This window comes from Methylobacterium nonmethylotrophicum (assembly GCF_004745635.1).
GTDB classification, from domain to species: domain Bacteria; phylum Pseudomonadota; class Alphaproteobacteria; order Rhizobiales; family Beijerinckiaceae; genus Methylobacterium; species Methylobacterium nonmethylotrophicum.
The window spans coordinates 207021-221860 of record NZ_SRLB01000005.1 but is presented as its reverse complement, the minus strand read 5'-3'; the positions used below and the strand labels follow the sequence as shown (position 1 = coordinate 221860).

Here is a 14840-nt window from a genome sequence, read left to right as displayed (position 1 = left end):
GTCAGGCCAGCAGCCCGTCGAGGGACCGGATCACCCGGACCGGCGCGAGGTCCGGGTATTCGTCGGGCTGGCCGGTGCGGTTGACCCAGACCGGGGCGAAGCCGTAGGCGGCCGCCCCGGCGATGTCCCACCGGTTCGAGGACAGGAAGGCGATGCGCTCCCGCGCGACCCCGAGGCGCTCCGGCGCCAGGTCGTAGGCGCGGGCAGACGTCTTGAAGGTGCCGGCCGGATCGACCGACAGGACCGCGTCGAGACGGGTCTCGATGCCTGCCGCCTTCACCGCCGCGGCGAGCATGGCGGTGTCGCCGTTCGACAGGATCGTGGTCCTGAGTCCCATCCGGCGCAGGGCGTCGAGGGTGCCGGGGACCTCCGGATAGGCATCGAGCGCCCGGTAGGCCTCGAGCAGGTCGCCGCGGACCGCCCTGTCGACCTGCGGATGCTTGGCCAGCGCGAAGTCGAGGGCGCGCTCGGTCAGCGTCCAGAACGGCGCGTAGTGCCCGCACAGGGACAGGACCCAGGAATATTCGAGCTGCTTCTGGCGCCAGGTCTCCGACAGGGCCTGCGCCTGCGGGCCGACCGCGGCCGCGTGGCGCTGCACGGCGGAATGGACGTCGAGCAGCGTGCCGTAGGCGTCGAAGACCACGGCCTCGGCGCCGTCGAGTGGGGCGGGAAGGGGCATGCGGGAGCCTCCTGCTGTCGTGACCGCGATGGTGGCCGGCCTCGGAGGTGTCCGTCTACCGATTCCCTTGCCGGGGGTCGTGGGAAATGACCTTCTGGCGCGCCGGGGGAGATCCCCCGCCGATCCGCACCCGAGGAGGAACGCCCGTGAGCCTGCCCTATCGCACCGCCCTCATCGTCGGCGCCGGCGCCGGCATCAGCGCGGCACTCGCCCGGCTCCTGACCGCCGAGGGGCTGCGGGTCGGCCTCGCCGCCCGCGACACCGAAAAACTCGCCGGCCTGACGGCCGAGACCGGGGCCGAGGCCTTCCCGGCCGACGCCGCCGACCCGCAGGCCGTGGCCGACCTGTTCGCGCAGGTCGAATCGCGCCTCGGCGAGCCCGACGTCGTGATCTACAACGCCAGCGCCCGCGCCCCCGGGCCGCTCGCCTCCCTCGATCCGGAGGCGGTCCGGCGGGCCGTGGCGATCACCGCCTTCGGCGCCTTCCTGGTCGCCCGCGAGGCGGCGCGGCGCATGGAGCCGCGCGGGCACGGGGCGCTTCTGTTCACCGGCGCCACCGCCGGCGTGAAGGGCTTTCCGCTCTCGGCCGCCTTCGCGATGGGAAAGTTCGCCCTGCGCGGCCTCGCCCAGAGCGCGGCGCGGGAGCTCGGCCCCAAGGGCATCCACGTCGCCCACGTGGTGGTGGACGGCGCGGTGCGCAGCGCCCGCCGGCCCGACCCGGAGGACCGCCCCGACAGCACGCTCACCCCCGAGGGCGTGGCGCGCGCCTATCTCGAATTGCTGCGCCAGCCGCGGGACGCCTGGTCGTTCGAGGTCGAGCTGCGCCCCTGGGTCGAGCGCTTTTGACGGAGGACCGCCTCACGCGGCCCGCACCGCCTCCAGGAAGCCCTGCACCTCGCCGCGCAGGCGCTCGGCCTGGCCGGCGAGCTCGGCGGAGGCGGACAGCACCTGCGTCGCGGCGTTGCCGGTCTCGTGGGCGGCCTGCGACACGCCCGCGATCGTCGCGGTGACGTCGCCGGTGCGGGAGGAGGCCTGCGCCACCGAGGTGACGATCTCCCGGGTGGCGCCGCCCTGCTCGCGCACGGTGCCGGCGATGGCGTCGGCGGTGTCGCTGACGGCGCGGATCGTCCCGGCGATCCCGGAGATCGCCGTCACCGCCCGCCCGGTCGAGGCCTGGATCCAGGCGATCTGCTCGCCGATCTCGGCGGTGGCCTTCGCGGTCTGCCCGGCGAGCTCCTTGACCTCCGCGGCGACCACCGCGAAGCCCTTGCCGGCGGCGCCGGCACGCGCCGCCTCGATGGTGGCGTTGAGCGCCAGCAGGTTGGTCTGCTGGGCGATGCCCGAGATGAGGGAGAGCACGTCGCCGATCCGGTTCGCCGCGCTGGCGAGGTCGGCCACGATCGTTCCGGCCTGCGTCGCCTCGTCGACGGCGCTGCGCGACATCTCGGCCGAGAGGCCGGCCTGCCGGTCGATCTCCGCCACCGAGGAGCCGAGCTCCTCGGCCGCACCCGACACCATCAGGACGTTCTGGGCGGCATCGCCGGCGGCGTCCGCCACGGCGGTCGAGCGCCGGGCGGTCTCGCCCGCGGTGGCGGTGAGCTGGGCGGCGGTCGCCTGCATCTCGGTCGCCGCCGAGGAGACCATGCCGACGACCTCGCCGACGGCCCGGTCGAAGCCGCGCACCAGGTCGTCCACCACCTGGGCCCGGCGCTCCCTCTGCGCCTGGTCGGCGGCCTGCGCGGCGCGCAGGCCCTCGGCCTCGGCGAGGCCGTCGCGGAACATCAGGACCGAGCGGGCCATGGTGCCGATCTCGTCGCCGCGCTCCGTCGCCGGCACCGCCGTGTCGAGGCGCCCCTCGGCGAGGGCCTGCATGGTGCGGTCGAGGGCCGCGAGCGGCCGGCCGATATGCCGGGTCAGCACCCAGGCGACGGCGAGCGCCGCCAGGGCGACGACGGCGAGGACGCCGAACAGGAGAAGCGCGGCGCGCTGCCGGGCGCTCGCCAGGTCCGAGATGTCGAGCGCCACTTCGATCGTGCCGATGGCCTGGCCCGCCGCATTGAGGAGCGGGCCGGCCACCACCGCGGTCGGCCTGTCGGCGAGCCTCGTCTCGCGCCAGGCGATCGGCCCGGCCATCCCGGCCGCATGCGCGGCGGGGTCGAGCAGGGTCCTGTCCGGGAAGGTCGCCGAGAGGGTCGCGGGGGCGCCGTCCTTGACGAGGTGGAACGCAAGGTCGACGCCGAGCCGCTGCTTCATCTCGGCCAGGAAACCGTCGCCGAGCGGGCTGCCGACATCGACGATGCCCACCCTCGCGCCGCCCCGGACCACCGGCACCGTCGCGAAGATCGCGATCGTGTCGCGCCCCGGCTCGATGCCGGTCGTGGGCTTCCCGTCCTGGAGCGCCGCCCGCACGGTGACGCGGCGGGCGAGCACCGAATCGCCGTGGGCGTCCGGCGCGTGAAGCCGGGCGAGCGCGATGCCGTCCGGCCGGAAGAAGCTCACCAGACGGAGGTTCTGGCTCTCCGCGAGCCGCGCCAGGAGCGCCGGATAGCGCTCGAGGATCGCCGAGCGGTCGCTCCGCTGCATCGCGTCGCCGATCGCCGGGTCGTGGGCGAGGCTCGTCGAGGCCGCGAGCGCCCGCTGCCCCTGCTGGGCCATCGCGTCCGTCACGGCGCGGTAGCGCTGGCCGAGGGCCGAGGCGACCGCCTCCTCGCCGGCCTCCTGCTGCTGCCGGTAGGCGGTCCATCCGAGGATGGCGGTCGCCGTCAGGGAGCAGGCGAGCAGGGCGGCGGTGAGCTTGCCCCCGATGGACCGCAAGGAGGGCGGGCGTCGCGCAGACATGGGCACGTTCGGAGACTCGTCAGGTCGATCAAGGTCGAACAACCTTGTCGTTTCACGGTTAACAGCCCATGAAATCTGTCGTCGTAAGATTTTATAGACCTCCGTGATGTGGGACTCCCTGCGCCGATGCGGCCGCCGATTGTCCCGGTCCGTCCGGAAACGGACGCTTTAGCCGGCCATCTGCCGTGGCGGCAGCTGGCCTGACCTGGGTCTTGCCTCAAGCCCGGTAGCGGGCCGCCGCGTGGGACTGCGCGAAATTCGCCATCATCGCCTGGCGCGCCGCCTCGAACGCGTCCCACTGGGCCGCGTCGGGCAGGGAGGGGATCGTCACCGCCTCGCGCCGGTCGAAGCCGGTCAGCGCCGCATCGACCATCTCGCCGACCTCCATCACGCCCTGCATGCCGTCCACCGAACGCCCCGAGCGCTCCCAGATCTCGGTGCGGGTCGCGGCCGGCAGGACCGCCTGGACGTACACGCCGCGAGGCCCGAGCTCGGCCTGAAGCGCCTGCGACAGGGTCAGCACGTAGGCCTTGGTCGCCGCGTAGACGCCGGGCATGATCTCGGGCGCGAGCGCCAGGACCGAGCTGATGTTGACGATCGCGCCGCCGCCGCGGGCGAGGAAGCCTTGCGTCGCGGCGCCGGCGAGGCGGGTGAGCGCCGCCACGTTGAGGTCGACGAGGCGGTAATGCGGCGCGAGGTCGGCGGCGGCGAAGCCCGCCGGGGCCGCCGCCCCGGCATTGTTCACCAGGATGCCGATCCGGGCATCGTCGCGCAGGCGCGCCTCGACGGCGGCGAGGCTGCCCGCGTCGGTGAGGTCGGCCGGCAGCACGTCGACCGCGACGCCGGTCTCGGCGCGCAGGTGCGCCGCCAGGGTCTCGAGGCGGGCGGCGTCGCGGGCCACCAGCACCAGGGGATGGCCGCGGCGGGCGAGGCGGTCGGCGTAGGTGGCGCCGATGCCGGACGAGGCGCCGGTGATCAGGGCGGCGGGCTTGGACTGGGCGGGCTCGGGCTGGTCGGTCATGGTCGTGCTCCGTGACGGCGGCGTTTTCATGATGGCCGTCATGTCTGTATTGATGTCAATCATCATGAAAAACGTCAATCGCCCCGGCCGGTGGCGCGTGCGCCCGCGCACCCCGCGCCGCGTCCCTGGCCGCAACCTCCGCACAAGGCAGGGGCGTCACAGAACGATGAGGCAAGAATCGCCTGTGCTGGAGCGGGATTGGCGGGGGCATGTCCGGTCGCGAGCAAGCCGAGAGGCTGTGGAGCAACATCGTCGAGCTTGGCCCCCGGCGCCTCGCCGCCCTCGGGCTGATCGGCCTCGTGGTCTTCCTGGCGGTGGGCTTAGGGGCCTACTACCTGAGCCGGCCGGCGCAGGAGACGCTCTACACAGGGCTGTCCCGCGAGGACGTGGCCCGCATCGGTGGCGTGCTGAAGGATGCGGGCATCCGCTTCGACGTCAGCGCCGACGGCGCGGCGGTGCTGGTGCCCTACGGCAATACCGCGCAGGCCCGGATGCTGCTCGCCGAGAAGGGCCTGCCGCAGAGCTCGAAATCCGGCTACGAGCTGTTCAACGACCTCGGCTCGCTCGGCATGACCTCGTTCATGCAGGAGGTGACCCGGGTCCGCGCGCTCGAGGGCGAGATCGCCCGCACGATCCAGGGCATGAAGGGCGTGCGCGCGGCGCGGGTCCACATCGTGCTGCCCGAGCGCGGCTCGTTCCGGCGCGACCAGCAGCCGCCCTCCGCCTCCGTGGTGGTGCGCACCGAGCCGGCCGACGACCGAAGCGGGGCCCAGGCGATCCGCCAGCTCGTCGCCTCGGCGATTCCCGGCATGAGGCCCGACCGGGTCACGGTGATCGGCGCCGACGGCACATTGCTCCTGTCCGGCGACGACGGCGGCCAGGTCCCGACCGGCAAGATGGCGAGCCTGGAGAAGGACGTCAGCCGCGAGGTGCAGGACCGGATCCGGCGGGCGCTGACGCCCTATCTCGGCCTCGGCAACTTCGAGGTCAGCGTCGCGGCCCAGCTCAACACCGACAAGACCTCGACCAACGAGACGATCTACAACCCCGACCAGCAGGTCGCCCGCTCGGTCCGCTCGGTGCGCGAGAACGAGAACAGCCAGAATCGCAGCGCCCAGCGGCCGACGAGCGCGCAGCAGAACCTGCCCGACCAGCGCACCCGCTCGGACGGCAACGACACCGCCAGCAACGAGACCTCGAAGAAGGAGGACCTCACCAACTACGAGATCTCCCAGAAGGTGATCCAGACGGTGAGCGACGGCTACGCGATGAAGCAGCTCTCGGTGGCGGTGCTGGTCAACCGCTCGCGGCTCACCGCCGGGCAGCAGGGCCAGGAGGGCAACGCCGCCAACGCGGCCAACATCGAGAAGCAGATCGCCGAGATCGAGCAGATCGTCGCCTCGGCGGCCGGCACCAGCAAGGAGCGCGGCGACACGATCAAGGTCGCGGCGGTGAGTTTCATCAACGACGGCCAGGCCCTCGAGCCGGTGCCGCCGCTGAGCATCGCCGACGTGATGGTGCGCCAGTCCGCGACCCTGATCAACGCGGCGACCATCCTGGTGGTGGCCGGCCTCCTGATCTGGTTCGGCCTGCGCCCGGCGCTTCGCGCCATCCTGGCCACGCCGGAGGCGGCCCAGGCCGAGGTCGCGGCCCTCGAGGCCGCGGGTGCCGCGCTGCCGGGCGCAGGGCCCGGCGAGGCGGGCGCCCTGCCGGCGCCGGGTGGTCAGGCCGTGCCCGGGCAGGCGGCGCTCGCCGGACCCGACGCCGTGCCCGCCATGGCAAGCCTGATCGAGGACATGGCCGACAAGGCGCGGACCTCGCCGCAGAAGCGGCTCGAGCAGATGATCGACCTCAACGAGGAGCAGGTGGCCGCCATCCTCAAGCGCTGGCTGCTGCGTGAGGAGCCGGCGTGATGGACGCGGTGATCGCCCGCTACCTGCCGGAATTCGCCCCGGCGGCCCCCGTTGCGTCCCCGGCCGCGGCTCCGGAGGCCTTCGGCAATCCCTGGGCCGGCCTCGCCCGCGCGACGCGCCCGGCCGCTCCGCTGGTGGCCGACGGCCCGGACGCGATCCGGGTGGAGCCGGTCCGGCCCGAGACGCCCAGGCTTGAGCCTCTTCCCCTCGGCCCGCAGGCGCCGCGGCCCCCGGCGGCCCGGCGCGAGACCCCCGAGGAGCGCGCGGCGCTCATCGCGGCGGCCGAGGAGCGCGGCCGCCAGCAGGGCCTGGCCGCGGCGCGCGAGGAGGCCGAGGCCGCGCGCCTGCGGGCGGCGGAGGAGGCGGAGCACCGCCTCGCCGAGGCGCGCCGGCACTGGAGCGAGGCCGAGGCCGAGGCCCTGGCCGACGGCTTCTCGGCGGCGCTCCGCGCCCTCGACGCGGCCCTGTCCGAGCGGATCGCCCGGCTGCTGGTGCCGATCCTGACCGATGCCCTGCGCCGCCAGGCGGTGGCGGAGCTGAGCGGCGCGCTGACGCGGCTCCTCGCCGAGCCGCAGGCGGCAACGATCCGGGTGAGCGGGCCGGAGGACCTGCTGGCGGCTCTGGCCGCCCGCCTCGGGCCGCTCGCCGCCGCGGTGTCGTTCGCGCCGGCCGAGACCCCCGAGGTGCAGGTGAGCGCCGACCAGACCGTGATCGACACCCGGCTCGGCGCCTGGACGCGCCTGATCGCCGCGGCGGTGGCGGAGGCCTGACATGTCCGAGACCGGCCGCCACGAGATCATCATCATCAAGCGCCACGGCGACCACGAGGACGGCCATCACGGCGGCGCCTGGAAGATCGCGCTCGCCGACTTCATGACCGCCATGATGGCGCTGTTCCTGGTGATGTGGCTGATCAACTCGACCAGCAAGGAGCAGAAGCAGACCATCGCCGAGTACTTCAACCCGGTGAAGCTCGCCGAGGTCACCCACGACAAGAAGGGCCTGCGCGATCCCCACGACACCCCCTCCGAGCCCGGCGCCGAGGGCGGCAAGGCCGAGGGCAAGGGCGGCGAGGGCAAGGGAGAGGGCAAGGGAGACGGCAAGGCCGGCGACGCCCGGGGCGAGGCCGCGCCGGGCAGCCGGGCTCGGGAATCGGCCCTGTTCCAGGACCCCTACGCGGTGCTGGCGCGCCTCGCCGCCGAGGCGGAGCGGGGCGACACGGCGAGCGCCGACGCGGCCGCGGTCGAGACGGGCCAGCCCGGGATCAGCGGCGGCGACGCGGCGCGCGATCCCTTCGATCCGCTCTACTGGCAGGTCGAGCCGCTGCCGCGACACCGCACCGAGCGGCCGGGCACCCTCGGCACCGCGGTCGCGGCCCCCGCCGAGGCCCGCCTCGACGCGAAGGGACAGGTGGCGGCCGCGGCCAGGCCGCGGGACTCCGCCCGCCCCGACACCAAGGAGGCGCCCCTGCGCGTCGCCTCGGCGGACGACACGCTGCCACTCACCCCGAAGGAGCCGGCCAAGGAGGCGGCGCCCAAGGACGGGGCGCCGAAGGTTGCCGCCCTGAAGGAGCCGGCGCCCAAGGACGTGACCAGGGATTCGGCCAAGGATGCGGCCAAGGATTCCGTCAAGGACCCCGCCAAGGACCCGAAGGCGGCCGAGACCGCGGCACTCGCCGCCATGAAGGCCGAGATCGCCAAGGCGGTGGCGCCGCTGTCCATCGGCACGCCGACCCCGAAGGTCGAGGTGCGCCGCTCCGGCGAGGGCATCCTGATCAGCATCACCGACGAGATCGACTTCAGCATGTTCGGCATCGGCTCGGCCGAGCCGACCCCGAAGGTGGTGCGGGCGCTCGAGCGCATCGCCAAGGTGATCAATGCCCGGCCCGGCCGCATCGTGGTCCGCGGCCATACCGACGGGCGGCCGTTCCGCTCGGAGACCTACGACAACTGGCGCCTCTCGACGGCCCGGGCCCAGATGGCCTCCTACATGCTGGTGCGCGGCGGCGTCGACGAGTCCCGGATCGAGCGCATCGAGGGCTACGCCGACCGCCAGCCCCGCAACCCCGCCGACCCGAAGGCGGCGGAGAACCGGCGCATCGAGATCCTGGTGCGGGGGCTGCCCGAATGAGCCGGCGCCTCCGGATCGCGCGCCTCGGGACCGTCCGCTCGGGGATCGCCCTTCTGGCGGCCGGCCTCCTCGTCGCCGCGGTTCCCGCTCAGGCCGGCGGGGACGGTCACGGCGGCGGCCACGCCGCACCGGCGGCCGACGCGCATGGCGGGGGAGGCGGGCACGGCGACGGCCACGGCGCGCCGGCGAAGCCGGTCGAGCCGCTGCCGGTGGCGCCCCGCGGCCTGCCGGTGGAGCTGGTGCGCACGCTGCAATTGCTGCAGGACCGCATCGCCCGCGGCTCGACCCAGGCCCATCTCGCCCAGCGCCAGCTCCTCGGCCATATCGAGCAGCGCCTGCTCGCCCTTCCACCCGAGGCCTGGACGTCGCCGGAGAACCTGCGGGCCGCGGTCGCCTTCGCGCTCGGTGGCGGCGGTCCGGCGCTGCTGCGGCGGATGCTCGAGACGGCGAAGCTGCCGGAGGCCGACTCGCCCCTGGTGGTCGGCGCGCTCGCCTACCTGGAGGGCCGCGAGCGCGAGGCCCGGACCCTGCTCGGCCGCTTCGATGCCCGCACGCAGCCCCCCGCCCTCGCCGGCCAGCTCGCCCTGACCCAGGCGGCGCTCGCCGTGCGCGAGACGCCCCGGCGGGCGATCGAGCTCCTCGACCTCGCCCGGCTCCTCGCTCCCGGCACCCTGGTGGAGGAGGGGGCGCTGCGCCGCGAGATCTTCATCCACGCGCAGGGCGGGGATGCGAAGCGCTTCGAGATCCTGGCGATCCAGTACCTGCGCCGGTTCCGCCGCTCGGTCTATGCCGGGACGTTCCGCCAGCGCTTCGCCACGGCGCTGACCCGGCTCGACTTCGACAGCGACCGCGCCCGCATCGCCCAGCTCGAGCGGATGCTGGACGAGATCGAGCCCGGCGAGCGGCGCGACCTCTACCTCCTGGTCGCCCGGGCCGGCCTGGAGCAGGGCCGGCGCGAGACCGCGACCTTCGCGGCCGAGCGGGCGCTGAGCCTGGCGGGGCCGGAGACCGAGGCCGCCGCCCGGGCCCGGCTCTACCGCGCCGCCGCCCTGATCGTCGTCGACGGCCGCTACGAGGAGGGGCTCGGGGCCCTGCGCGCGGTCGACAGGGCCGGCCTCGACCCGTCCGACCTCGCCCTGCTCGACGCGGCGCTCTCCACCGCCGGCCAGATCCGCGGCGGCGCGCCGCCGGCTGCGCCGCCCAGAGAGGCCTCCGCCAAGGATTCCGCACCCGCCGGCCGGCGCCAGATTCCCGACGCCGCCTCGATCGCCCGGGCGCGGGAGGCGCTCGCGCGGGCCGACCAGATGATCGACAGGACCGACCCGTGAGCCCCCTCGACGCGATGCTGCCGGGCCCGCGCCCACGTCTCGACGCCGCCCGCGCCGCCGGCGAGGCCGCCCGCCCGGAATCCGGCCCCGGCTTCGACGCCGTGCTCGAACTCCTCGAGAGCCGCGCGCCCGCGGGCTCGCCGGAGGCCGGGACGAACGCCGCCCCGGAAGCCCCCGCGGAGCCCCCGCCGCGCGCCGATGCGCCGCGCGGCGCCCTGGATTCGCTCCTCGCCGATCCGGGGTCGGCGGCGCCGGCCCGTCCGGTCGGGGCGGAGCTCGCCGCCCTGGTGGAGCGGGCGGCCGCCCGGCCGCCCCAACAACCCGCCGCGCCGGATCCGCGCTCCGACGGGATCCCCGATGCCGCCCGGGCGCTCGCGGCCGCGGCTCCGGCCCGGGAGAGGCTGCCCGCCCCGCCGCGGGACGAGGCGACGTCCCGGGCCGGGTCGCCGCCGCACGAGGTGGATCCGGCGGCGTCGCCGCGCACCCTGCCGGGCTCTGGCGATCCGGTGCCCGCCACCGAGGCCGGCTCGCCGGACGCACCGGACCCGGGGCCCGCCCCGGACGGGTCCGCGCCCGTCGCGATCGCTCCGTTCGGCTCCCTGCATTGGCCGGTGCGCGCCGCCCTCCCGATCCCGGCCCCCGCCGTTTCGCCGAACGGCGTCCAGACGCCCGGCGAGGCGCTTCGGCCCGATCCGGTGCCGGCCTCCGCCCCCCCGGGTGCCGGGGCGGCGGGTTCCGGCGGCACGGCGCGGCCCACCGTGACCGTGGTGGCGCAGGAGACGCATTTCGCGCCCGTCGCGGCGCCGACCTCACCCGGCGCGCGCGGGCGCATGGAGGCGGCCTTCGCGCCCCGCCCGGAGCCGGCCGAGACCCTGCCCCTGCCTCCCCCCACGGCGAGCGCCCCTCCGGCGGCGACGGCCGCTCCCGCCGCCGCCATTCCGGTCGCGGGCCCGCCGGTCACGGCGGCGGACGCCGCGATGCCGGCCGCTTCGATCCAGCCTGCGGGCCTTCGGGGCGAGAGTCCGGCGATGCGGGCCGCCGTTCCTGCGCCGGGCGCCGCGGATCTCCCGCAGGTCGCGGAGCCGGTGCCCGGCGGCCCGGCCCGGCCCGTCGTCATGTCCGGGCCCGCGGCCGCGGCGTCCCGGTTGCCGGAGCCCGGGCCTGCGACCTCGGCCGCGCTGGCCGCAGGACGGTCCTCGATCGCCTCGCCGGCGCCCGCTGCCCCGCCGATCCCGGGTCTTGACGCGGCCCGCGGCCAGCCGAACGGCGCGGCCTCCGCGCCTGGGCCGACGGCGCAGGTCACGGGCGTCTCCGCCGCGCCAGCAACGCCCGATCCGGTTCCGGTCATCCCCGAGGCACCTCCGGCGGTCCTAGGACGCGACGCGGGGTCGACCGCCTCCGCGCCCGCGGCCGCTCCGCTGACGGCCGAGCCTGCGGCCGCTCCGCCCTTCGTTCGCCGGGCTGTGACGGCGGCCTCGCGACAGCTTCCTCCCGCCGAGGCATCGGCCGGCGCCGGCCGGTCGCCACCGGCCGCGCCGAGCGATGCGGCGACGGCTTCGCCGCCCGCGGCGGAATCCCGGAGCGCGGACGCCATCGCGCCGGCCGTCCGACGGCCCGAGGCTGCCGGGGCGGCGCAGACCGGCCGGAGCGCCCTCACGAACCAGGCGGCCGTGCCGCCCGCTGCGGAGCAGGCCCCCTCACGGCAGCAGGGCGCCGCGCCCGCATCGATTCCGGCTCCGCCCGAGCTCACGCCGCACGCCGCGACCTTTGCCGTGACGCTTGCCGCGACACCTGACGCCGGAGCGCCGGCGGCCCCCCCGGCCGCGGCTGCGCCGTCCGGCGTGACACCGGCAGCAGCAGATCCGACGCAGCAGGATGCATCGTCCCCGGCTCCGGCAGCGGCCGGCGTCCCGTTCGCCCGCGAGGTCCCGGTCGCAGCCGCGTCCGGGCCGGTGCCGGACGGCCGGTCGGCCGCCGGTCCGGCCGAGGTCGTGCGGCCGGCCGTCGCGCAGGCGGACGGGATGATCCTCGCGCAGCCGCAGGATCGTGCCCCCATCCCGCCTGCCGCACCGCCCCAGCCGGCGGTCGCCCCGCGCCCTGCACCCTCGGGTCCGGCTTCCGAGGAGGTCGTTTCGCCGGGTCGCGACCGCGACCGGATATTTGTCACGCGCCCGCAGCCGGCGGCCGCTGGCCTGGCCGAGGCGTCGGCTCCGCCATCTGGGCGAGGCGCTGCCCCGAACGCCGACGCCGGTCGGATGTCCGCATCCCCGGCGCCGCCTCCGCCGCCGGCCGCTGCCCCGTCGCCCGAGCGGCCGGCCCTGCCTTCCGGGCCGGCCGGTCCGCGGAGCGGCGATCCGGAGCAGGCCGGGACGCCGTCCGTCGCGGCCGTGCGGGAGCCCGCGACCGCCCCGGCATCCCCCTCCGCTCCGAGCCCCGCCGCGGCCCTGCCTTCGACGGGACCGAACGCGGCCGCGACGCCGTCCGTGGCGGCCCGACCGGATCCAGGCCCGGCGAACCGCACCGCAGCGGGCGGGGTGATGCCGCCCGGACATGCTCCTGCTCCGCCGGCCGCCGGGCCGGTCCCGGCCGCGATCGCGGCGGCTCAGGCGCCTGATGCGTCGAGCGGCGACGCGTCGCCCGGCCTCGGCGGGCCGGAGCCTGCCGGGACGCCGGACCGCCCCGGCGCGCATCCGTCCGGCGCCGAGGGCATCGCGCCCGAGGATTCGTCCGGCCGCGCGGCCAAAGCCTCGACCGAGGCGACGGCCGTCGCCCCGCCCACGCCCGGAGAGCGCCGCGCCGAGGCCCCTGCGGAGCCGGCGTTGCGCGCGCCGGAGGCGGGTCGCGCGGCCGAGCCCGTGCCGCTCGCGAGCCCGCCGGCACTGCCCGCCGCCACCCTGCGCCAGATCGCCGACGCGGTGACGAGCGGGGCCCCGTCCCTGCCGGACGGCAGCGCCGTCCGGGCCGGGGCGGTCGCGGCGGCCTGGAGCGCCGCCGCGCAGGCGGAGGGGCCGGTGCGGCTCCTGACGCTGCAGCTGCGCCCGGCCGAGCTCGGCCAGGTCCTGGTCCGGATGCGGCTCCAGGACGGGCGCCTCGAGATGAGCCTGCGGGCCGCGCGCGAGGAGACGGCGGACCTCTTGCGGCGCGACGGCGGCCTCCTGACCGCGCTGGTGCGCGAGGCCGGCTACCAGCCCGATCTCGTCACGATCCAGGCCGGCCCCCTCCCGGGCCAGCCCGCCTCGGGTCAGCCCGAGGCGCCGCAGAGCGGCGGCCAGACCTCCCAGGCCTTCGCCGGAGGGCAGCAGCAGGGCGGCGCGAATCCGGACCAGCCGGCCCGCCGCATCCCCGACGCGCCCGAGGAAGGCGGGCGCCGGACCATGGAGCAGAGAGATGACGCGCATCCTGGCGATCGCGACCGCGGCGGCCTGTACCTTTAGCTCCGGCACCGGCGCGCAGGCCGCCGCCACGGTGTCCGGCGCCGCCAAGGCGGGGCTGCCGCCGACCGGGAACGTCTGCGAGCAGCAGATGGCCCAGGCCGCCTCGCGCCACGGCGTGCCCCTCGGCATGCTGTACGCGGTCGGCCTCACCGAGAGCGGCAACCGCGGCTCGCTCCAGCCCTACGCCATGAACATCGGCGGCAAGGCCTATTTCGGTGCGAGCGCCGCCGACGTGATCCGGCGCCTAGGCGAGGCGCAGGCCAGCGGCGTGCGCCTCGTCGATCTCGGCTGCATGCAGATCAACCACCACTACCACCGGGCGAAGTTCTCCTCGCTCGAGGCGATGATCGATCCGCGCCAGAACGTCGAATACGCGACGACCTTCCTCAAGGAGCTGAAGGCCCGGGAGGGCAGCTGGACCCTGGCGGTGGCGCGCTACCATGCCGGGCCGAACAACAACCCGGCGCAGAAGCAGTATGTCTGCCGGGTGATCGCCAACATGGTGGCGACCGGCTTCGGCCAGTGGACGACGGGCGCGAAGGCGTTCTGCCGGTAAGGCGAGGCGACGCCCTCCCGTCACCCGGGTTCTCGGCAAGCCCCGCCCGGGACGATGGGGAGGGCCGCAGATCGCGGTGCGGTTCCGACGCCGGTCAGACCGCTGGAGCCATCCTCATCCCACGTAGGTATACCCGATGTAGCGCTTGGCCTCGATCGGGTCGTGGCCGAGGGCTTGCGCCAGCTTCTTGCGCAGCTTGCTGACGTGGCCCTCGACCACGCTCTCCTCGACGCCGTCGCTGTAGACGCCGTAGACCCCGTTGAAGAGCTGCGTCTTCGTCACCCGCCGGCCGCGGTTGCGCACCAGGAATTCCAGGATGTGCCGCTCGCGCCGCGGCAGGGAGAGTGGCACGCCGTCGATCTCGGGGTCGCGCCCGTCGAAGAACACCCGCAGCCGCTCCGGGCCCCGCACCGCTGCTCCGCCCTGCGGGGCATCCGGCGGCGCGGCGGCTGCCTCGGCCGCCTGCTCCCCGTTGACCCGCCGCCAGATCGCCTCGGCCCGGGCCAGGATCTCGCGCACGTGGACCGGCTTGGGCAGCACGTCGTCGATGCCGGCGTCGAACAGAACCAGCGTCTGCTCGAGCGAGCGCGTATCGGCCAGCGCGATGATCGGCGCGCGGGAGTGCCGGCGGATCGCGCTCGCGCAGCGGGCCCGCTCCTCGAAGTCGCCGAGCAGGAAGCCCTGGACCGCGTCGAGGTCGCTGCGCGAGGCCGTTTCGATCCAGCTCGTGAACTCCTCCGGCGACAGCGAGAAGGAAGATACTCCTTCCCGGTCGAAGCCGGCCTTGAAGCCCGCGTTCACCGATTTCCTGGCATCGACCAAGAAATACATCTGCCATGCCCTCGTCGAGCCGGCCGGGTGGCGCAGCGGCACGCCGACCCGGACCTGTGCCCCTTCTTGTGCTCCCGGTACGGCAGCTTCTGCCGCCCGGCGCGCGGGTGA

The 14840-nt window shown here is 75.6% G+C and carries 11 protein-coding genes; 7 read left to right on the top strand and 4 right to left on the bottom strand.

The genetic code is table 11. The features are described from left to right. Position 1: 1 nt before the first annotated feature. Entirely contained in the window at positions 2-679 is a 678-nt protein-coding gene (locus EU555_RS07925) for a haloacid dehalogenase type II (protein ID WP_135414129.1), read from the bottom strand. Between the two features lie 146 nt (positions 680-825). On the opposite strand from EU555_RS07925, the gene EU555_RS07920 reads away from it, so the two are divergent. Further along, entirely contained in the window at positions 826-1524 is a 699-nt protein-coding gene (locus tag EU555_RS07920; RefSeq protein WP_245524190.1) for an SDR family NAD(P)-dependent oxidoreductase, read from the top strand. 12 nt (positions 1525-1536) lie between these two features. Here the strand turns inward: EU555_RS07920 and EU555_RS07915 are convergent, their stop codons facing one another. Together EU555_RS07915 and EU555_RS07910 are read right to left on the bottom strand one after the other, a co-directional pair. Then, positions 1537-3516 (bottom strand): methyl-accepting chemotaxis protein, encoded by a 1980-nt coding sequence (locus EU555_RS07915; protein WP_135414127.1) that lies wholly within the window; start codon positions 3514-3516, stop codon positions 1537-1539. A 217-nt stretch (positions 3517-3733) separates the two neighbouring features. Beyond that, the gene (locus EU555_RS07910; protein WP_205820834.1) at positions 3734-4537 is read right to left on the bottom strand and encodes an SDR family NAD(P)-dependent oxidoreductase; all 804 of its coding nucleotides are present in this window, start codon (positions 4535-4537) and stop codon (positions 3734-3736) included. A gap of 209 nt (positions 4538-4746) precedes the next feature. On the opposite strand from EU555_RS07910, the gene fliF reads away from it, so the two are divergent. Genes fliF through EU555_RS07880 form a run of 6 tightly spaced genes read left to right on the top strand, consistent with a single transcriptional unit; the run spans position 4747 to position 13898 of the window. Further along, positions 4747-6450: a flagellar basal-body MS-ring/collar protein FliF gene (gene fliF / locus EU555_RS07905; RefSeq protein WP_135414125.1), complete on the top strand. Its 1704-nt coding sequence runs from the start codon at positions 4747-4749 to the stop codon at positions 6448-6450. Beyond that, the gene (locus EU555_RS07900; protein ID WP_135414124.1) at positions 6450-7220 is read left to right on the top strand and encodes a hypothetical protein; all 771 of its coding nucleotides are present in this window, start codon (positions 6450-6452) and stop codon (positions 7218-7220) included. The genes fliF and EU555_RS07900 overlap by 1 nt, the downstream gene beginning before the upstream one ends. A gap of 1 nt (position 7221) precedes the next feature. Further along, positions 7222-8580, top strand: coding sequence for a MotB family protein (locus EU555_RS07895; protein ID WP_135414123.1), 1359 nt, complete (start codon positions 7222-7224; stop codon positions 8578-8580). Continuing rightward, positions 8577-9908 carry a chemotaxis protein MotC gene (locus EU555_RS07890; protein ID WP_135414122.1) on the top strand — a complete coding sequence of 444 codons (1332 nt, stop codon included), beginning with the start codon at positions 8577-8579 and terminating at the stop codon, positions 9906-9908. Before EU555_RS07895 ends, EU555_RS07890 begins: the two co-directional genes overlap by 4 nt. Continuing rightward, complete coding sequence (fliK, locus tag EU555_RS36905; protein ID WP_245524189.1) at positions 9905-13342, top strand: flagellar hook-length control protein FliK; 3438 nt, start codon at positions 9905-9907, stop codon at positions 13340-13342. The genes EU555_RS07890 and fliK overlap by 4 nt, the downstream gene beginning before the upstream one ends. Beyond that, positions 13296-13898, top strand: coding sequence for a transglycosylase SLT domain-containing protein (locus tag EU555_RS07880; RefSeq protein ID WP_135414121.1), 603 nt, complete (start codon positions 13296-13298; stop codon positions 13896-13898). The genes fliK and EU555_RS07880 overlap by 47 nt, the downstream gene beginning before the upstream one ends. Positions 13899-14012: 114 nt before the next feature. On the opposite strand, the gene EU555_RS07875 is transcribed toward EU555_RS07880, so the two are convergent. Continuing rightward, positions 14013-14729 carry a response regulator transcription factor gene (locus EU555_RS07875; RefSeq protein WP_135414120.1) on the bottom strand — a complete coding sequence of 239 codons (717 nt, stop codon included), beginning with the start codon at positions 14727-14729 and terminating at the stop codon, positions 14013-14015. Positions 14730-14840: the final 111 nt, after the last annotated feature.